The sequence below is a fragment of the Yinghuangia sp. YIM S09857 genome (assembly GCF_051388915.1).
Lineage (GTDB): Bacteria > Actinomycetota > Actinomycetes > Streptomycetales > Streptomycetaceae > Yinghuangia.
In genome coordinates this window covers 112,163-131,461 of sequence record NZ_JBPKBH010000010.1, presented here as the reverse complement: position 1 = coordinate 131,461, position 19,299 = coordinate 112,163, and the positions used below count along the sequence as shown (strand labels likewise).

Below are 19,299 nucleotides of genomic sequence, written 5' to 3'. Positions count from 1 at the left end.
CGCGAGACCGCCCACGAGCAGACTTCCCCGCGGGTCCCCGGCGGACCCGCGACGGAGACCGTGCTCTCACCTCGCCATCGCGCCACGGGCGACATGCGGGGTCCTGGCGGCTGGGTCATGGTGGAGAGATGCATGGCCGAAACGACTGCTGCCGCCATACCCGTGGAGTCGACACGCGCCTCCTGGGGACGGGCGCGGCCCTGACCGCGGGCGGGGTGCTGCTGGCGTCCACCGGCACCGCAATGGTCGCCGCGGCCGTCGCGTCCGCCGCGCGGCAGTGGGTGGGACGTCATCACCCGCGCCCGGGGTCGCGCGCGACGGCGACCGCCCGTCGAGCCGCCGCGGCGGCCCGGGCGGGCAGGGAGGCGTGGCATGGGAGTGGTGTGGAGTATCCCGCTTGACCCTCACGTTGATCCCCACGTTGACCCCTATGTTGAGCCCTCCGCGCATCCCGCCTCAGGCCCGAGCCTCCTTCCGTTCGGCCGCGTCGCGCGTACGGAACGCCGCGAGGGCGATCGGCACGGCGAGCGCCGCCGCTCCGGCGCTCACCCATACGGCGGTCCGGTAGTCGTCGGTCGCCTCGGTCGCCGGCCCCGCGAGCAGCGGCCCGAGGAACGCACCGACGTTGAGCCCGACCGTGGCGAACGCGCCGCCCAGCGCGGGAGCCTTGTGCGCCACGTGCATGACCCGCTGCACCAGCGCCGAACCGACGCCGAACGACAGGCACCCCTGCACGACCGTCATGGCGAACAACGGCCCGGGATGCGCGGCCGTCGCCGCCAACATCGCCCAGCCGAGCGGCAGTACGCACATCGCGACGAGCAGCCCGCGCCCGAGTCGGCCGTCGCCGTACCGGCCCGCCGCCGTGACACCGACAAACGCGCCGACGCCGAACGCGGCCAGCAGTCCCGGCACCACGCTCTCTCCGAGGTCGGCGACATCGGTGGCCACAACGCCCAGGCAGGCGAACGTCGCGAAGGTCGCCCCGTTGACAACAGCGCCCAGCAGCAGGGACGTTCGCAGCTCGCCCGATCGCAGGGCCCGCAACTCGCCGCGGACGGAGACTTCTCCGCGTCCGGCCGCGTCGGCGGGTGCCGACCGCAGGACGAGGAGCAGGGCGGGCACGCACAGCCCGGCGACCGCCCAGAACACCGAACGCCAGCCGGCGAGGTCGCCGAGCAGCGCACCCGCGGGCACGCCCGCCGCGCACGAGAGGGTGACGCCGGCCAGCAGGACGGCCATGGCCCGGGCCTGCCCGGCCGGCGGCACGACGGCCGACGCGGCGGACATCGCGATGGCCAGGAACCCGGCGTTCACGATCGCGGCGACGATCCGGGTCCCGAAGAGCACGGCGAAGTCGTTCGTGACGGCGCCGACGACGTGCACCGCCATGAACACGGCGAGGAACCCGGCAAGGGCTCGGCGGCGCGGCCACCGCGCGCTCAGCGCGGCCATGACCGGAGCGCCGAGGATCATGCCGAGGGCGTACGCGGACGTGAGGCTCACGGCCGCGCCCACCGAGACCGACAGGTCGTCGGCAATGCCGTTCACCAGGCCGGACAACATGAATTCGGAGGTCCCCTGGGCGAATACGGCAAGCCCGAGGACATAGACGAGGAGAGGCAAGACAGGACTCCAGCACGGATTCTGCGCGGTTTCGGGGCAGGGGCATCCATGCGCCGGGTGTCGGTGTGCGCAGCGCCCTCCGCGCGTACGGCCGCCCCGGGACGCACGGCCCGGGCGCGCGACGCGCACGCGGCGGGACACGCCGAGGGGCAGGCCAAGACGCAAGCCGAGGAGAGGGCGTCGGACACCCGGAGCACGGGGCCGGTCGCCGCCGCGAGGGGGCAGGACCACGTCACCGGAGCCGCGCGAGGCGGTCCGGTGGTACGGGTCGGCTGGCACGAGTCCGCCGGGACGGGCCCGGGGGCGGCGTCCGCGCTCGCGCGGGACCGCCGGGGCCGGTCAGGGGTGGGTCAGACAGCGTCCCGCCGCCGGGCGACCGGCGGCTCGGGTCTGTCGGACTCGGGGCTCGTCATGCGGGGCACCGTACCCGGCCCCGTGCCGGGGCCTCAACCGGATTGCGGCCGGCACCGGCCCGGCGCGGCGGAACCCGGGCGAGGGCTCGGCCACCCGACAGGACCGGCCTGGCCATTTTATAACGAATACATAACTGGTCCGGTCCATGATTCCCCTGTTGTTCACGCGGGCAGCGGTCCGCGCATGCGGGCGCGTATCCCGGCGTCGGCAGCGTGGGGTCGTCCGTGTTCCACAGCCCCGACGAAAGAGGCTGCGTCGACATGCACGTGAGACACGTACCGCGCCTGGTCCTGGCTTCCCTGGCACTCGCGCTGACCGCGGCGGCGGCCGCGGGTGGACCCGCCGCAGCGGCAACGGACCGTGCCGGGCAGGTTGTCCCCGAGTCCGCCCGCACCGGCACCGCCCGTTCCGCGGATCCTGCGGGTGCCTCGGGTGCCTCGGGTGCCGCCCATCCCGCCGCGCTCGTGGCCGACTTCGGCACCGAGGACTTCGACGCCCTCGCACCGACCCTCGCCCCCCGCGTCGACGAACTCGGCATCCCCGCCGACGTGAAGGGCTTCACGCACACCGGACCGGCCGGGTGGAACGTGGCCGTCGCCCCCGGAACGCCGCAGGGCGTCACCGAGTGGCAGGGCTGGTCGTTCACGACGAAGCCGTTCTGGACCGGCGCCGACGCCCAGGACCGCGCGAACTTCACCCGCGCCTCCGGGGTCTTCGCGGTCGCCGACCCCGACGAGTGGGACGACAAGAACTCCCCGTCCTCGCGCGGGCGTTACGACTCGACCCTCACCTCGACCCCGCTCGCGCTCCCCGCCGGGCTGGGCAAGGCGTACCTCGGCTTCGCCAGCCACTACCGGCAAGAGGGCGCGCAGAAGGCCGAGGTGACCGTCTCGTTCGACGGCGGCGCACCGGTCAAGGTGCTGTCCCTCGGACCCGACTCGTCCGACGCCAACGTCGGTTCGGACGCCCTGAACGCCTTCTACTCGCTCGGCGTCGACGTCCCTGCCGGGGCACGCACGATGACCGTCAACTGGCGGCTCTTCGACGCGGGCAACAACTGGTACTGGGCGATCGACGAGGTGAGCGCTGCCGACGCGCCGATCCCGACACCGCCCGCCCCCGCCCCGGACGTCCCGATCCCGCCCGGTCCCGTCGGCACCAAGGCCGACAAAGTGCTGGTCATCGGGCTCGACGGCGCCCGCCTCGACAAGGTCAGGTCCGCGAACGCGCCCGCGCTCCAGCAGCTCATGACGCAGGGTATGACCGCGCACAGCATGCTGTACGCCGGCCCCATGGCGGAGAGCAGCTCCGGCCCCGGCTGGACCACACTGGCCACCGGGGTGTGGCCGGACAAGCACGGCGTCAGGGACAACAGCTTCAACGGCGCGAACCGCGGCGCGTACCCCGATTTCATGACGCGCCTCGAAACCGCCGACCCGACGAACTCGACGTTCGTGGACGCGACGTGGTCGCCGATCCCGGCGGCGAGCGGCGGCGGCCCGATCTTCTCCGCGGCCACCGACGTACGCATCGCCGGCGGCCCGGACACCACCACCGCGGCAACCGCCGCACGGGTGCTGGCGGAACGCGGCCCCGACGCGAGCTACGTGGTCCTCGACGACATCGACCACGCCGGCCACAGCCAGGGCGCGGACAGCCGGATGTACAAAACCGCCATCGAGGCCAAGGACGCCGAGGTGCGCATGCTCCTCGACGCGATCCGCGGGCGGGCGACGTACGCGCAGGAGAACTGGCTCGTCATGGTCACGTCAGACCACGGCCACCTCCCGGTCGGCGGCCACGGGGGCTCGCGCCCGACCGAGCGCCAGACGTTCGTCATCGCGGCAGGCGCGGGCATCCCGGCCGGTTCGGTGCGCAACGACGTGCGCATGGTCGATGTCGCGGCCACGGCCCTCGACCACCTCGGCGTCGCGGTCGACCCGTCGTGGAACCTGGACGGGCGTCCGCTGCGCGCGGCCTCCGCGGAGGAGTTCGACGCCCTTACGCCGCAACTGGGCGTACGTGTCGACGAGTTGCTCGTCCCGACCGACGTCCGCGGCTTCACCGCCACTGCGCCGACCGGCTGGTCCGTGGACAACAGCCGCATGGGCGGCGGCGGCACGACCGAGTGGCGTGGCTGGACGTTCGCCACCGACGAGTTCTGGTCGGCGACGCAACGCGACCAGAGCCGTGAGCTGTTCGTACGGGGACGCGGCGTATTCGCGGTCGCCGACTCCGACGAGTGGTACGACGGCCCCCACACCGGGAAGTTCGACTCGACACTCGTCACCCCGAAGTACCCGGTCATGCCCGGTGGTTCGGCGACACTCTCCTTCCGGCACCACTACCGCCACGACTCCGGGCAGGTCGCCGAGATCTGGGTGTCGTACGACGGTGCGGCACCTGTACTGGTGCGCACGTACGGCGCGGACGCCATCGCGCAGCAGGAGGCGATCCGGCTCCAGGTGCCCGCGGGCGCGCACACGGCGCAGATCCGCTTCCGCTACGCCGGCGAGAACAACTGGTTCTGGGCCGTCGACGACGTGCGCGTGGGCTGAGCCGGGAGGAGTTCCCGGGGGAAATTGTGGGAAGAACACGGGTGCGCCCCCGAAGGTTGGGGGCGCACCAGCGTGTCGTGCCTCCGCGATGTGCGGGCCCGGCCGCACTCACCTGCCGCCCGGCCCGCCCCGGCGTCAGACCCCCTGATCGCGACGCAACTCCTGGGCCTGGCCATGGCCCTGCACGTCACCCCGATGGCCGCGCTGCGCGACGCGGACACCGAACACGTCACCGCCCTGGTCGCCCCCACCGTGCAGCGCTACCTGACGACCCCCTGCCCCCGGCGGCGACGACGATGGCAACACAGGGCGGATGAGCCCGGGGCCCCGAGGAACCGCCTCCAGCCCTCGCGCGTCGGACCCGCATGACACGGGGACGCCGCGCACACCGAATCAGTCGAACGGCCGCCCGTCGCGTCACAAGTCGGCTCGCTCCGGCCCTGCTCGTGCTGACCGCGGTCGCGTCCGGCTGCCGCACACCGCCCGGCGATCCGCCGATGGACGATGCTCCCAGGGGCACCCGGATCGACACCGAAGTCCGTGTCCGCGACGTGCCCATCGGCATGTGGTCGGCCGCCTTTTTCGCCCCGCGAACCCCGCGCGAGACCAAGGTGATCGCCTCGCAGGGCGGAGACACGGACCCCACGGCCACCGACGTCACCACAACGGTCCCCGTCACGATCGGAGTCGGCACCGGATGCGCCGAGCTCCAGGAGGCGCAGTTGTATGCCGCGGGCGACACCTTGCGCACCCGACTCAACCTCGGCGAGGACCACAGCGAGTGCTACAGGCCCTATTCGTATCTCCTCACCTTCTCCGTGCCGCGGGACCGGCTGCCGCAGAACCCGCTCTACAAGGACGCCCCACCGCGGGACCCCGGCGTCGGCGTCGTCGTCTCCGTCGACGAGGTCACCGTCGGTTCGGTGCCCGCGCCCTGGCGCGTGGTCGAAGTGACCGACGGCGATCAGTTGGCGGAGTGGATCGTGCAGAACGGCGGCGGGCCGCCCGCACGACAGGGCATACGCGTCGATCCGGTCCGCGCCGTGGGCGAGCGCCGGTTCGCGTTCCTGGTGCTGTCCTGCGAATCTCCGCGCACCCTCCGGGTCACCGTGGGACCGGACGGCGTCCCGGCCCTGAGCACCGGCGGCGGAACCCCGTACCGACCGCAATCGTGCTCGTCGCGCGAGCACTACCTCGTCGTGTACGACCTCCCGGCCGACGCGTGGTCCGGCATTCCCCTGGGATATGCGGCTATTGTTCCGTAATTCGCGATGCCGTTCGTGGGTCGCGAATTCCCTTGCGGAGGTGGCGGCGGTGCACGTCTTGCGCGAATGGCTTCCTGCTCACGAGTGGAGCAGTCGGCACCACAGGGTGGTCAAGGCGCCGTCCGCAGTGTCGGCGCGGTGCATCCTCGAACTCGGCGACTCCGACATGCCGGTCACCCGCGCGCTGATGGGGATCCGCCAACTCCCGACGCGGATCGCGGGGCGTGGGGCCGAGCCGGGCGCGGGGCCCGAGGCGGCCGGGCCGGACGTGCGCTCGACCGAGCGGATGCGCCGACTCGGCTTCGTCGTACTCCGGGAGACCGACGAGCCGGGCATCGGCGTGACGGCCGGATTCGTGGGCCGCCCTTGGCAGTTGACTCTCGAATCGGCGGTCGTCCGCGGCCTGGACCCGGCGTCGTTCCGGGCGTTCGACGAGCCCGGGTACATCAAGGCGGTGACGGCGATGTGGGCCGACACCCGGCACGGCGGGACCAGTCGGCTGATGACGGCGACGTACGTCCACGCCACGGACCGCGAGGCGGCGCGGCGGTTCGGGCGGTACTGGCTGCTGGTCAAGGCGTTCAGCGGGCTGACGCGGATCGACATGCTGCGTGGTGTCGCGCGCCGCGCCGAGCGGGTGGCCGCGGCCACGGCTTCGGCCACCGCGTCGGCCACGGCTTCGGCAACCGCCGCGACCGAGGCGGCGAAGGACGCGGCCGCGACGGCGAAGGGGGCCCACGCGGACGCCGGCAACACGCCGTAGGGCCGCGCGTCGGGCGAATCGGAGGAGGTCAGGGGCACTGCCGCCACCGCACTCCGCACCAATTGCCCTAGGTTCGCACAAATGTCGGAGGCCGGTGCAACACTGTGCGCGTTCGAGGCACCGCGCCACGAGAGGAGTGTTCCTCATGATCACACCCCCCGACTTCCCGACCGGCACGCCGAACTGGCTGGACCTCGGGAGCCCCGACATCGACGCCGCCGCCGCGTTCTACGGCGGCGTGTTCGGCTGGTCGTTCCAGAGCCTGGGCGAGGAGGCGATGGGTTACGGGTTCTTCCAGCTCGACGGCAAGACCGTCGCCGCCCTCGGCCCACTGACGGAGGAGGGCGCGAGCAGCGCCTGGACGACGTACTTCAGCACACCGAGCGCCGACGACGCGGCGAAGACCGCCGTGGAGGCGGGCGGGATGGTGCGCGTCCCGCCGTTCGACGTGTTCGACGCGGGCCGCATGGCCTGTCTGACCGACCCGACGGGCGCGGAGTTCGCGGTGTGGCAGGCGAACACCACGAAGGGCGTGGACGTCGCCTGCCGGCCGAACACCTACCTGTGGGCCGAGCTGCACACCGGTGACGTGCCGGCCGCGACCGAGTTCTACCGGACGCTGTTCGGCTGGCGCAGCGAGGTCATGGACATGCCGGGCATGTCCTACACGGTGGTCTCGACCGCCGAGGGCGAGGACCAGGGCCAGGCCGCGTTCGGCGGCATCTGCCCGCCGGTGGACGAGGGTTCGACCACGCACTGGGTGCCGTACTTCGAGGTCGAGGACCCCGACGAGATCTCGCGCCGGGTCGAGGCGGGCGGCGGCACGGTGCTGATGCCGGCCGAGTACGTCCCCGAGGTGGGCCGTATGGCGTGGTACGCCGACCCCGCGGGCGCCACCTTCGCCGTCCTCAAGCCGGACCCGACGCAGGGCGGCTGAGTCCCGCCCGCGTGCCGCCGGGATGCGCGGCGGCTCTCGTGCGGGGACCGCGCGGAGGCCCTCGGCCCCGCAGAACCCCGTACGGGAGCCGTCGCGCCCCGAAGCCGGCCGGTCCTACGTCGTCGGCGTGGCGGACGGGATCGAGATGCCGATGCCGCCCTTGGTCGCGCCGCCGTAGCGCGCCTTCTCCTTCGCGATGTCGAGCGCTCGGGTGGGCTTGGCGCGCGCCTCGGCCAGGATCTCGTCGGTGATCAGGTCCGCGGGCAGCAGCCAGCTCACCTCGAACTCGATGCCGTCCGGGTCCTTGGCGTACAGCGCCTTGGTGGTGCCGTGGTCGCCCGCCCCGACGATCGCCCCCGCCTTGGCCAACTCCGCGCCCACGCGTTCCAGTTCGTCGAGCGTGTCGACCTCCCACGCAAGGTGGTAGAGGCCGACGGAGGTGCGCCCCGCCCCGGAGTCCGCGGCGGCGGAGCCGATCTGGAACAGGCCGAGGTCGTGGTCGTTGGTGCTGCCGGACGCCTGGAGGAACGCGGCGCCGGGGAAGGCCATGACCGTGCGGAAGCCCATGACGTCCGCATAGAAGGCGACGCTGCGGTCGACGTCGCGGACGTACAGCACTGCGTGGTTGAGGCGGGTGACGGGCATGGCGTGCTCCTGGGGGTCGGGCTGCTCCCTCGACAATAGCTCGATTTAGTTCATCGTTCAACTAATCTGCTCGCGCCCCGCCCAGGTTCCGCCACCCGCCATGACCGCCCCCGCCACCGCCGCCACCGCTGCCTCCGGGCCGAACGGCCGCCCGCCGCCGGATCAGGTACGCGGCCCCGGGCGCGGATGGTCGGCACGCCCCTCGAACGGCAGGACCCGCTCCGACCGCTCGGCCCGCTCACGCGCCGCCGTGACCTCCTTCTCGGCCTCGCCGCGCCCCTCCCAGTGCGAGCCGTCCACCGATTTGCCGGGCTCCAGGTCCTTGTAGACCTCGAAGAAGTGCGCGATCTCGTTGAGCTGGTGCGCGGGGACGTCCGAGATCTCGCGCATCGCGAACCGCCGGGGGTCGTGCGCGGGCACGCACAGCAGCTTCTCGTCCGGGCCCTTCTCGTCGCGCATGACGTACATGCCGAGCGCGCGACAGCGGACGCGGCAGCCCGGGAAGGTGGGCTCGTCCAGCAGCACCAGGGCGTCCAGCGGGTCTCCGTCGCCCCCGAGGGTCTCGGCGACGAAGCCGTAGTCCGCGGGGTAGGCGGTCGAGGTGAACAGCATGCGGTCGAGCCTGATACGGCCGGTGTGCCGGTCCATCTCGTACTTGTTCCGGCTGCCCGCCGGAACCTCCACGACGACGTCGAACTCCACGACGGCTCCTCCCTGTTTTCGCCCGTTTTGGCCGTTCGATGGCAATGACACGGCAATGACAGAGGTGCATATCGGCGCAGTCGGGGACCTTCCCCGGTGAAGGTCCCGTTACGCGCGCGTGAACCGGCCGGATCGGCACGCCCGGCGGAGTTCCGCCATCCCTTGACTTGGTCAATAAAGGACGGTTTCCTGTCCATCTCCGGGACCGGTGCGCACCGGCCCGGCCGCGACCGCACGACGAACCGCCGAACGAGGGGAAACCGCCATGATCCGCACCGAGGACACCGACCGCGTACGGATCCTGACACTCGACCGCCCGGACGCCCTCAACGCCTTCAACGAGGCGCTGTACGACGCGACTTGCGAGGCGCTGATCGACGCCGCCGCGGACCCGTCCGTCGCCGTCGTGGTGATCACCGGCACCGGCCGCGCGTTCTCCGCGGGCACCGACCTGGTCGAGATGGCCCAGCGCAACGCGGGCGGCTTCGTCAACGGCAAACACGGCTTCCCGGGCATGGTCGACCAGCTCGCGGCCTTCCCGAAGCCGCTGTTCCTGGCCGTGAACGGGCTCGGACTCGGCATCGGGGCGACCGTCATCGGCTTCGCCGACATGGTCTTCATGTCGACGGACGCGCGCATCAAGTGCCCGTTCACGTCGCTCGGCGTCGCTCCCGAGGCGGCCAGCAGCCACACGTTCCCGGCGCTCATCGGCCGCCAGCGCGCCGCGTGGGTGCTGCTCAGCTCGGAGTGGATCAGCGCCGAGGAGTGCGTCGAGCTGGGGCTGGCCTTCAAGGCGGTCGCGCCGGACGAGCTGATGGCGGAGACCCTGCGGCACGCGAAGGTGCTCGCGTCGAAGTCGGTCGCGTCGCTGGTCGAGTCGAAGCGCGTGCTGCTGGCGGCGCTCGGCGACTCGATCGAGCGGGCGCGCGAGCGCGAGAACGACGCCTTCAAGCTGCTGCTCGGCGGTCCCGCCAACCGCGAGGCGCTGACCGCGTTCGCGGAGCGCCGCGACCCGGACTTCGCGGCGGTCGACGCCCGTGCGGCGACCTTGGACGGAGACGCCTAGGGAGTCTCTTCCAAGTCCCGTCGGACAGCCCGCGGGCCGTGCTGCGTACGCCCGCAACGCCCGCGGCTCGGCCTGAGTTTGGCCGGGGGTTGGCCTGGATTTGGCTTGGGAGTGCCGTCACGGCCCGGCAGCGAGGGTCGTAACGCCGTGACTTGGGAGGGCCGTCACGGCCCGGAGCGCGCCACTTGGGAAGACCGTCACGACCCGGCGTCGCGGGCCCGGCAGGACGTTGAAGACACTCCCTAGGGGCGCAGCCACTCCAGCAGCTTGGCTCGGGTCTGTGGTTCGCCGAACAACGAGCTGTGCCATACGGCGCGGTCCGCGGTGAAGTGCAGGGCGCGCTCCTCCGGGATCGGGAACCCGGCCGCCGGCGCGCCCGGGTGGTCGCGCAGACAGACACCCTGTGTCGGGACGACGAGGTCGTTCGCCTCGGGGAACACCGCGTCCATGAGGAGGTCCCCGGCCCGCAGCTTCAGGGCGAGGCCGGGGGTCGGCTCGAAGTCGGCCTGGACGGCGTAGTACTCGGCGCCGTCCCCGTCGGCCGCGGCGAGTGACGCGAGGGTCGGGCTGCCCGGGCACATGCCGCACAGGCCGTCGAGGTCCTTCAGCGCCGCGTGCCCGAGGATCTGCACCGCGGTCATCAGCCCGGCCAGGGTGTCGCCGACGATTTCCGCCGGACCCGGCAGCAGGGTCAGCAGGTTGGTGTGCCGGTCGATGAACTTGACCACGTGCTCGGGGTCGGCGAGCGGCGTGCCGCGATTTGGCGTGGCCGCGAACACCACACGCCGGACACGGTACTTCGCGTCCGACGCGCCCTGGCGGCGGACCAGTTCGCGGGCGACCAGGCCGCCGCGGCTGTGCGCGAGGACGTCGACGTCGAGTGGCCCGGACGCCGCCGTCATGCGGTGCAGGGCATCGATGTTGGCCTCGATCGAGACCGACACCGTCGGATGGTCGAAGGCGATGACGCGGCCGCCGTACGCCTCGTGAAGCGCCGCGACCGTCGCGGTGTCCAGCTCGCCGAAACCGCCGTGGCTGGTCGAGAACGTCCCGTGCACGAGCAGGAGTACGCGGCCCTCCGCGAACCGCGCCCACTGCTCGGGGGTTTCGACGCGGGAGTCGGGCGCGTACGGCACGGCGTAGTTGTCGGGGGTGAACGTGCGTACGCCGTAAGGCCGTGTCTTGATCTCGTGCTGCTGGGCGAGGTTGTCGACGATCGGGTCGAGGACGCGGTCGACGACCGGGTAGACGAGGACGACGAGTTCGTGCACGACCTTGCGCACGATCGTGCCGATGAGACCTTCGTCGAGGTCCGGTCCCTCGGGCGGCGGGGGTGCCGCACCGGTGTCGAGGGCGGCGGCGGGGACAGCGAACCGTGTTGTGCCGACGGGAAGTTGCTCGTCGGCCATCTCGGGCGCCATCCCGGTCCCCATGTCGGGCCTGATGTCGGGCGCCGTCTCGGGCGCCGGCCCCGGCGGCGGTGCCGCGGCCGCGCCGCCGGACTGCGGCCACGCCCAGTGCCATAACCCTGCCGCGTCCTGGTAGCGCAGCACTTGCGCGGTGCCGGGTGCGGAGGCCGGGACGTCCAGGATCAGGGGCGGGGGTTCGGCGGGGGTGGCCGCCGTCGTGGTGACCGCGAGCGTGCGTTCGGCCGCCATCCCGCTCGCCGCCAACGCCGCGTGCACGGGGTCGACCGGGATCGCCAATTCCTCGTTTGCGAAAGGCTGTTCGGGAACAACGTCGACGTCGATCAGGAGCCCCGGAGCGGCGAGGGCCACTCCGTCGCCGAGGTCGACGTAGCCGTCGCCGCTGAATGTGCCTGCCATGGCGATTCCCCCCGGAATGCCGGATGCCCCCCGCACCGCAAGTGCGCCGCTGTGCACAACGGTACTGCCGGAGCGCCGGGTTCCGAGGGAGGTACGCGCAAGCCCGCGGCTGCCCGTTCACGGTCTGTCGCGGTCGGTCGCGCTCGATCGCGGCCGGTCGGTCGCGGCCGGGTTCCGCCGCCCTCGGTCAGCCCCGCGGCGCGGGCGCGCGGGGGGTGTCCGGGCACGGGGACGCACGCGCGCCGAAGCGGATGGGCGTCCGCGGCGTCATTCTGTTGCGGCCATCGCCTGGCTTCGGGCCTCTTCCTTTTGGCGGCTTGGGGCCAGTAGCGACATGGCGGTCGCCAGGGTGCCTGCTCCCACGGCTATGCCGCAGGCTATGGCGAACTGGGACGGGCCCGGGGTCCCGTGCGCGCCCAGCGCGAGCACGGTTGCGGCCTGTTGCGCGCCCAGGGTCATGCCGATGTTGCGGGCGACCGTGTTGGCGCCGGTCGCCGCGGCAGTCTGGGACGGCGGAACGGCCGCCACCACAACGTTCGCCAGCGCGGTCTGCAAAAGCCCCACGCCGAAACCCACGACCGCGCTCGCCACCAGCGCCTGCCACACCGCCGCGTGCCACAGGCCGAGCATCCCCATGCCGCCGGCCGCCAGCGCCGTACCGACCGCGAGGACCAGGCGGGAGCCGTACCGCGCCCCCACCCGTCCGCCGACGACGCCCGCGATCAGGATCGTGAACGACTGCGGCAGGATGAACAGCCCCGCCTTCGTGGCGCTCAGCCCCATCCCGAACCCGGTGGACTCCGGCAGCGCGGCCAGTTGCGGCAGCAGGAACATGCTGGTGGACATCGTGACGCCGGAGAGCACCGCCGCGGCGTTCGCCGTCCAGACCGCACGCAGCCGCATCGTGCCGAGATCGATCAGCGGGGCCGGACTGCGCCCGGCGGCCGCCGACCAGCACACGCCGAGCACCGCGGACGCGGCCAGCAGCCCGAGGAACCTGGCCGACCCCCAGCCCCACTGTCCGGCCTTCGTGAGCGCGAGCAGCAGGCTCACCAGCGTGCCGGACAGCAGCAGCGCGCCCACCCAGTCCACCGGCCCCGGCTCCCCCGCCTCCGAGCGCGGCACCCACACGACCGCAGCGGCCAGCGCCGCGACGATCAGCACCAGGGGGAACCAGAACAGCCAGTGGTACGACATGTGCGTCACGATCGGCCCGGCCGCCACGATGCCCACCCCGCCGCCGACCCCGGTCAGCGCGGAGAGCAGCCCGATCGTCGACGCCACCCTCGCGGCCGGGAACGCGTCCCGCACGATCGCGAACGACAGCGGGAACACCGCGCCGCCGAGCCCCGCGATGACCCGGCCGACCACGAGCGTCGGCAGCGTGGTCGCCAGACCGCACAGCGCGGTCCCGGCGGCGAGCAGCCCCAGCACCGCCAGCAGTACGCGGCGGTGCCCGAACATGTCGCCGAGCCGTCCCGCGAGCGGTGTGGCGACGGCCGCGGAGAGGATGAAGGAGTTCATCATCCAGGCGAGTTCGCTGGTGTCCGCGTTCAGTTCGCGCTGGAGGGTCGGCACCGCCGGGCCGACCATCGCCTGGAGCTGCGAGTAGGCCATCGTGGCCAGGACGAGCGCGGCCAGCAGCCGGGGGTCGCCGCGGTCGCGCGTCTTCCGCGCGCGGCCCGCGACGGCATGCGCAGCGCCCGTTCCCGCTTCCGATCCGGCTCCGGATCCCGCAGACCGCCGTGGCACGTTGTGTCCTGCTCCCTCGGCACGCGGCAGCCGCGTCCCACCTGACACCCCGTCAGTTGCCGATTCTGGCAGGTGAGCATGTGGTTTGTCCGCACTTCCGGACAACAAATCATCGACTGTTGACAGAAAATCCGGTACGTCGGCCGGTGGGAACAAAAGGGATGGCACTCGTAAAAGGGACGGCCGTCCGGCCCACGATGAGGCTGCCGTGCGGCTCCCGTGTCCCGGCCGGGAAGGTCGCCGCCCGCAGGACATCGCCGACGGGGTCGTCGGGTCCGGGCGCGACGGCGTTCACGAGCACGCCGCGTCCCGGACCGGCCGCGACCGAGCGGGCGAACGCGCGTACCGCGGCGACCTGGCCGACGCGCGAGGCGACCTCGATCCACGCGGGCCAGCCCTCGGCGGCGGCACGGCCGTCCTCGACCGCGCCGGAGTACGCGTCCAGCACACGCGCGAGGTGCGGGAGGTCGGCATCGGGGCCGTCGAAGCGGGCGCGCAGCCCCTGCGGCAAGTGGTCCAGCGAGCCGAGCGCACCGCTCACGACGACGAAGCGCGCGCCGTCGCGCAGGACCGGTTCGAACGCCGCCATCACGCGGTGCACGGTGTGGTTGTTCGCCTCTATGTAGGTGCGGACCTGGTCGGCCATGCGCAGACCGGGGGCGACCTCGCCGGCCGTGTGCACGATCACGACGTCGACCCCTCCCCCGCCCGCGGACGCCGCGGCGGCGGCCCAGTCCCGGGCGCCGGCGTCAGCGCGTACGTCGTCGTCGGACACCTCGCACACCACCGCACCGGCGGCCAGGCTCCGGCGCAGGCCGAGCCCGAGCGCGCGGCCCATCCCCCGGTCCGCCCCGGTCACGACGGCGTTTGCGGGCATGGCTGACTCCCTGGAGGTGGTGGCTTGCGGGGTGCGTGTGGCATCCACGATGCGCGGGATGCGCACCGCGGAACAACGGCGAGGTCCGCAACCTTGGTTAACTCAGGGGTTACCGATCGCGGCTCGGGCGGTCACCGGGCGGTCACGGAAGCGGGGCGGGCACATGGAACTGCGCGACATCGAGATATTCCTGACACTCGCCGAGGAGCTGCACTTCGGCCGTACGGCGGACCGCCTGCTCGTCTCCCGGGCCCGCGTGAGCCAGGCCGTCAAGCTCCAGGAACGCCGCATCGGCGCACCCCTGTTCGAGCGCACGAGCCGCAGCGTGGCGCTCACCCCGATCGGCGCGCGGCTCCGCGACGACCTCGCCGAGGGCTACCGCCTCATCAACGAAGGCATCGCCAGGGCGAGTTCGGCGGCCAAGGGGCTGACCGGCGTCCTGCGCCTGGGAATCATGGACGCGATGCTGCACGAGATCCACGCGGTGACCGACGCATTCCGCGAGCGGCACCCCGAATGCCGGTTGCAGATTCGCGAAGCCCAGATCGGCGATCCCTTCGGGCCGCTGCGATCCGGGGCGGTCGACGTGCAGTTGGTGTGGCTGCCGGTGGAGGAACCGGATCTGACGGTGGGTCCGGTCGTGGTCGTGGAGCCGATGGTGCTGGCCGTGTCGTCGCGCCACCACCTCGCGAAGCGGGACACCGTGTCCCTCGAAGACCTCGCCGAGGGACCGGTGTTCCAGGCCGTGAGCAACATCCCCGCGTACTGGGAGGAGGCGATCAACCCGCGCGTGACGCCGAGCGGGAAACCGATCCCGCGCGGGCCCGAAGTGGCCACGGTGCACGAGACGTTGGCCAACATCGCGGCAGGGCTGGGGATGTCGCCGGTGCCCGCGCACGCGCCGAAGTACTTTGCGCGCGAGGACATCGCGTACGTCCCGATCCACGACGCGCAGGAACTGCGGTGGGCGCTGGTGTGGCGCAGTGCCGGGGAAGGGCCGCTGGTAAGCGCGTTCGCACAGGCGGCGCGCGACACGGGGACGCGGCACGCCTGAGCGGGTCCGGGCGCTACTGCGCCTGCGCGGCTCGCGCGTGCAGGACGTCGGCGGTGAACTCGTCCAACGGGTAGAAGAGTTCGATGGCCAGCTCGGCCAACGTGACATCTGCGGGCGTCCCGAAGGTCGTCATCGTGCCGAACATCGACAACACGCCGACGGGTGTGCGCACGCGGATCGGCACCTGGATCGGGCTCGGCCGGACGGCGGGAGTGTCCGGCCAACCGGTGTCCGGGTGGGAGGACTTGGAGCCGTCGGCGGTGCTCCCGTCCGGCGGCGCCGGGGCCGGGTAGCGGCTCACCTCCTCGTACAGCGACCGCAGTTCGGCGTCGCCGGTCGCCTCGACCTGGCGCCGCAGGCGGCTCAGCGTGAGGTCGCGCACCTGGTCGAGGTTGGCGAGGCGGGCGGCGAGACCCTCGGGGTGCAGCATGAGCCGGAAGACATTGGGTGCGGGGCCGAGGAGGTGTTCGGGGATGCCGTCCATGAGGACCCCGAGGGCCCCGTTGCCGGTCACGACGTTCCACAGCCGGTCGACCACGACGGCGGGAAACGGCTCGTGCGCGGTCATCATCATGTCGAGCGCGGCGCGGATCGCCCCCATGTCCTCGTCGTCGAGACTGCTTTCGCGGTACGCCGGGGCGTAGTCGGCCGCCATCAACAACACGTTGCGCTCCCGCAGCGGGACGTCCAGCGCCTCGGACAGCCGCAGGACCATCGCCCGGCTGGGCTGCGCGCGGCCGGTCTCCAGGTACGACAGATGCCGGGCCGACGTGTCGGCCAGCAAGGAAAGGTCGAGCTGGCTGAGCCTGCGACGCTGCCGCCATTCGCGCAGCAGGGCCCCCACCCGGGTCGTCGGCGCGGTCTCCATGATCACGAGGGTAGTGCGGGCCCGGTCATGGCGGCCATGACCTCGGAGGTCATTGAGCCGCCGCGCTGGACGGTGACACCGTCGGGGGACCGTTCACCCCGCACCACTCGGAGGAGAAGGCCATGCCGAGCACTGTCACGGGCGATGCGACCGGGCGCGATGCGTACGCCGACAGCCACGCGGTCACCCGGGCCGACGATCGTGCCGATCCCCGCCTCCGGCCACATGGCGACAGCCATGGCGACACCTGTGCCGACGCCCTGGCGGACTCCGCCGACGAGCTGCTGCGTACCGCCGTCAAGTTGGACGCGTGGGCCGCGGGCGCGTTCGGCGTTTTTCTGCTCGCCCTGGGGTCGCTGGTCGACGGGCCGCTGGGGCTGCCGCTCGCGTGGTCGGTCCCGTTCGGCGTCGCGATGCTCGGCGGGGCCCTCGCGCTCGCGCTGATCGCCGGGTACCGGCCGATCCCGGCGTCACTCGGAGCACTCGTGTTCGCCTGCAACGCGGCGTCGAGCGTGGCGCTGGCGGTACTCGCCTTCGTCGACCTGATCCCGCTCACCGGCTGGGGCAGCGTGTTCATGCTGTCGGGCGCGGCGGTGGTCGGGGCCTTCGCGACGGCGGAGTACGCCGGTTTCGTCCGCGTTCGGACGGCGGAACGCGACCGGACGTAGGGTTGTCGCTTCCGGACCCGACCGGGTCGGAGAGGAGCGGCATGCACGAACTGCGCCGGCACCACTACGGATTCGCCCACGGTGTCCTCGCCCGGATGGCCGCCACGATGGGCCCGCGGCTGCTCGACGAACCACCGCCGCGCGGCTACGACGCCGCACTCACCGCGATCTGGGACGGCTACGGCGAGTCCCTCCCGGACGAGGCACGCCTCGACCACACGGGACTCGCCGGGCAGTTGGTGGAGCGGGACGGCCACCGCATGCTGGTGGTCACGCTTCCGCCACCGTCGGCCCCGGCCGAGGCGTACCTCACCGCGATCGTGCGGGCGCCGGGGTCGGACGCCTGCCGGTACTTCACGCTGGAGCACACCGTGAGCCCGATCGACGGGGCCGAGGGCGCCGTGCTGGGCGGCTGGGACGACGGCAGCCACCTCAACTACGGTGCGTTCCCCGGCCCGGCGACGGTCGAGGGGTTCGTGGCGGCGATCCTGCGGAGGAGCGGCCCGGGCGGCTGAGGCCCGGGCGGCCGAGGCCGCGTACCGCCACCGGCCGCGCCACCGCGCGCCCCCACCGCGGCACCCGCACCACTGGCACCACATGCGCCCTCTGCGACCTGCGCCACCCGCACCACTCGTCCTACCGCTGTGCGTAGCGCTCCTTGAGGTCCTTCTTGAGCACCTTGCCCGCCGGGTTGCGGGGCAACGTGCCGACAACCTCCAGGCGTTCGGGGAGCTTCTGCACCATCAGGCCCTGCTCGCGGAGGTATGCGCCGAGGGCGTCGAGCGTCGGCGGCGCACCCGGGTCCGCGGCGACGACGACCGCACACGCGCGTTCGCCCGTCACGGGGTCCGGGAGCCCGACGACGGCCACCTCCGCGACGTCCGGGTGCCCGCTCAGCAGGTCCTCGACCTCCTTGGCGCTGATGGTCTCGCCCTTGCGGATGATGACGTCCTTGAGCCGCCCGGTGATGTAGACGTTGCCCGCCTCGTCGATCCGGCCGAGGTCGCCGGTGCGGAACCAGCCGTCCCCGTCGAACGCGTCCGCGTCCAGCGAGGCGTCGAGGTAGCCGAGCATCAACTGCGGCCCCTTGGCCCGGAGTTCCCCTTCGCTCCCGGACGGCGCGTCCGATCCGTCGGGGGCGACCACGCGCAGGCGCACGCCGTTCGTGGGTCGGCCCTCGGCGGCCGCGAGCGCGTCGTCCGGGTCCTCGACACCGGCCATCGACAGGATCGGCGCCTCGGTGAGGCCCCACCCGGCCACGATGCCGACGCCGCCCAGCTCCTTCTTCATCTGCGCGTGCAGGCCGGGCGGCTTGGGGGCGGCGCCGCCGGGGAAGCAGCGGACCTCGGGGAACAGCCGCGTCGCCGGGTCGCGGCGCTGCGCGGCCAGGTAGGTCTGGTGGAACACCGTGCCGGCACCCGCCAGCGTGACACCTTCGCGGCGCAGCAACTCGACGGTGGCGGTGGGTTCGAAGGCCTCGGTCAGGATCATCGCGACGCCGAACACCAGCGACGAGGTGAGCCAGGTCGTACAGCCGCCGATGTGCGCGAACGGGAAGACCAGGCTCACGCGGTCGCCCGGCACGCACGCGATCCGCTCCGCCATGCCGGTGCCCCCGGCCATGACGGTGGCATCGGTGTGCCGCGCGCCCTTGGGGTCGGCGGTGGTTCCGGAGGTGTAGAAGTACCAGCGTACGGGCGCCTGTTCGGGGGTCGCGGGGATCGCGGGCGGCGGGGGGAGGTCGGCGGGGTCTCCCGCGGGCAGGGCGACGTCCGGGAGTACGCGTCCAGTTGGGGTTGGGGTCTCCGAAGACCCGTTCCCCGCACTGCCGTTCTCGACGGTGCCGCCCGCGGGTGCGCCGTCGAGGACCATCACGTCCAGCCCCGGTTTGCGCGCCGCGACGGCCGCGGCCATCTCCGGGTAGTCGAAGCCGCGCCACACCGGCGGCACGATCAGCAGTCGGGACGCCGCCTGCGCGGTGACGAAGGCGAGTTCGCGTTCGCGGTAGATCGGCATGACCGGGTTCTGCACGGCACCGAGCCGGGCGAGCGCCCCCACGACGACGACCGATTCGATCCAGGTCGGGAGCTGCCATGTGACGACAGTGCCCTCGCCGACCCCGCGTCCGGCCAGGTGTGCCGCGAATTTCTCGGCTGCGTCCCGGTATTGACCGTACGTCAGGCGCCGACCGCGTTCGTCGGCCATCATCTCGGCGTCGGGTGTCTCGTCCGCCCGCGCGGCGATCGCCGCCCAGAAGCTCGTGTGCATGCCTGCTGCC

17 protein-coding genes are annotated in these 19,299 nt (G+C 72.6%); 9 read left to right on the top strand and 8 right to left on the bottom strand.

Translation table 11 applies throughout. The features are described 5' to 3' along the window. Positions 1-456: 456 nt before the first annotated feature. On the bottom strand, positions 457-1,626 hold the full coding sequence (locus tag ACRX5S_RS22280) for a Cmx/CmrA family chloramphenicol efflux MFS transporter (protein ID WP_436774797.1): 1,170 nt from the start codon (positions 1,624-1,626) through the stop codon (positions 457-459). A gap of 674 nt (positions 1,627-2,300) precedes the next feature. Here ACRX5S_RS22280 and ACRX5S_RS22275 point away from each other — a divergent pair. From ACRX5S_RS22275 to ACRX5S_RS22255, 5 genes are all read left to right on the top strand, one after another. Then, positions 2,301-4,598 carry an alkaline phosphatase family protein gene (locus ACRX5S_RS22275; protein WP_436774796.1) on the top strand — a complete coding sequence of 766 codons (2,298 nt, stop codon included), beginning with the start codon at positions 2,301-2,303 and terminating at the stop codon, positions 4,596-4,598. Positions 4,599-4,670: 72 nt separating this feature from the next. Next, the gene (locus ACRX5S_RS22270) at positions 4,671-4,967 is read left to right on the top strand and encodes a hypothetical protein (RefSeq protein WP_436774795.1); all 297 of its coding nucleotides are present in this window, start codon (positions 4,671-4,673) and stop codon (positions 4,965-4,967) included. A 128-nt stretch (positions 4,968-5,095) separates the two neighbouring features. Then, positions 5,096-5,863, top strand: a complete 768-nt coding sequence (locus tag ACRX5S_RS22265; protein WP_436774794.1) for a hypothetical protein — start codon at positions 5,096-5,098, stop codon at positions 5,861-5,863. Positions 5,864-5,912: 49 nt separating this feature from the next. Continuing rightward, positions 5,913-6,626: a hypothetical protein gene (locus tag ACRX5S_RS22260; RefSeq protein WP_436774793.1), complete on the top strand. Its 714-nt coding sequence runs from the start codon at positions 5,913-5,915 to the stop codon at positions 6,624-6,626. 145 nt (positions 6,627-6,771) lie between these two features. Then, positions 6,772-7,563, top strand: a complete 792-nt coding sequence (locus tag ACRX5S_RS22255) for a VOC family protein (protein ID WP_436774792.1) — start codon at positions 6,772-6,774, stop codon at positions 7,561-7,563. A gap of 114 nt (positions 7,564-7,677) precedes the next feature. On the opposite strand, the gene ACRX5S_RS22250 is transcribed toward ACRX5S_RS22255, so the two are convergent. Further along, complete coding sequence (locus tag ACRX5S_RS22250; RefSeq protein WP_436774791.1) at positions 7,678-8,208, bottom strand: VOC family protein; 531 nt, start codon at positions 8,206-8,208, stop codon at positions 7,678-7,680. 162 nt (positions 8,209-8,370) lie between these two features. Next, a complete protein-coding gene (locus ACRX5S_RS22245) occupies positions 8,371-8,910 on the bottom strand; it encodes an inorganic diphosphatase (RefSeq protein ID WP_436774790.1) in 540 nt (179 codons plus the stop codon). 265 nt (positions 8,911-9,175) lie between these two features. On the opposite strand from ACRX5S_RS22245, the gene ACRX5S_RS22240 reads away from it, so the two are divergent. Continuing rightward, the gene (locus ACRX5S_RS22240; RefSeq protein WP_436774789.1) at positions 9,176-9,976 is read left to right on the top strand and encodes an enoyl-CoA hydratase/isomerase family protein; all 801 of its coding nucleotides are present in this window, start codon (positions 9,176-9,178) and stop codon (positions 9,974-9,976) included. Between the two features lie 242 nt (positions 9,977-10,218). On the opposite strand, the gene ACRX5S_RS22235 is transcribed toward ACRX5S_RS22240, so the two are convergent. From ACRX5S_RS22235 to ACRX5S_RS22225, 3 genes are all read right to left on the bottom strand, one after another. Further along, on the bottom strand, positions 10,219-11,802 hold the full coding sequence (locus ACRX5S_RS22235) for an esterase/lipase family protein (RefSeq protein ID WP_436774788.1): 1,584 nt from the start codon (positions 11,800-11,802) through the stop codon (positions 10,219-10,221). Between the two features lie 267 nt (positions 11,803-12,069). After that, on the bottom strand, positions 12,070-13,554 hold the full coding sequence (locus ACRX5S_RS22230; RefSeq protein ID WP_436774787.1) for an MFS transporter: 1,485 nt from the start codon (positions 13,552-13,554) through the stop codon (positions 12,070-12,072). 109 nt (positions 13,555-13,663) lie between these two features. Next, a complete protein-coding gene (locus tag ACRX5S_RS22225) occupies positions 13,664-14,431 on the bottom strand; it encodes a hypothetical protein (protein ID WP_436774786.1) in 768 nt (255 codons plus the stop codon). A gap of 163 nt (positions 14,432-14,594) precedes the next feature. On the opposite strand from ACRX5S_RS22225, the gene ACRX5S_RS22220 reads away from it, so the two are divergent. Beyond that, positions 14,595-15,485: a LysR family transcriptional regulator gene (locus tag ACRX5S_RS22220; protein WP_436774785.1), complete on the top strand. Its 891-nt coding sequence runs from the start codon at positions 14,595-14,597 to the stop codon at positions 15,483-15,485. Between the two features lie 13 nt (positions 15,486-15,498). Here the strand turns inward: ACRX5S_RS22220 and ACRX5S_RS22215 are convergent, their stop codons facing one another. Then, on the bottom strand, positions 15,499-16,353 hold the full coding sequence (locus ACRX5S_RS22215) for a helix-turn-helix domain-containing protein (RefSeq protein WP_436774784.1): 855 nt from the start codon (positions 16,351-16,353) through the stop codon (positions 15,499-15,501). Positions 16,354-16,475: 122 nt separating this feature from the next. Between ACRX5S_RS22215 and ACRX5S_RS22210 the strand changes: the two genes are divergently transcribed. Then, a complete protein-coding gene (locus ACRX5S_RS22210) occupies positions 16,476-17,021 on the top strand; it encodes a hypothetical protein (protein WP_436774783.1) in 546 nt (181 codons plus the stop codon). Positions 17,022-17,062: 41 nt separating this feature from the next. Then, positions 17,063-17,536, top strand: a complete 474-nt coding sequence (locus ACRX5S_RS22205) for a hypothetical protein (RefSeq protein WP_436774782.1) — start codon at positions 17,063-17,065, stop codon at positions 17,534-17,536. 121 nt (positions 17,537-17,657) lie between these two features. On the opposite strand, the gene ACRX5S_RS22200 is transcribed toward ACRX5S_RS22205, so the two are convergent. Then, the gene (locus ACRX5S_RS22200) at positions 17,658-19,289 is read right to left on the bottom strand and encodes an AMP-binding protein (protein ID WP_436774781.1); all 1,632 of its coding nucleotides are present in this window, start codon (positions 19,287-19,289) and stop codon (positions 17,658-17,660) included. Positions 19,290-19,299: the final 10 nt, after the last annotated feature.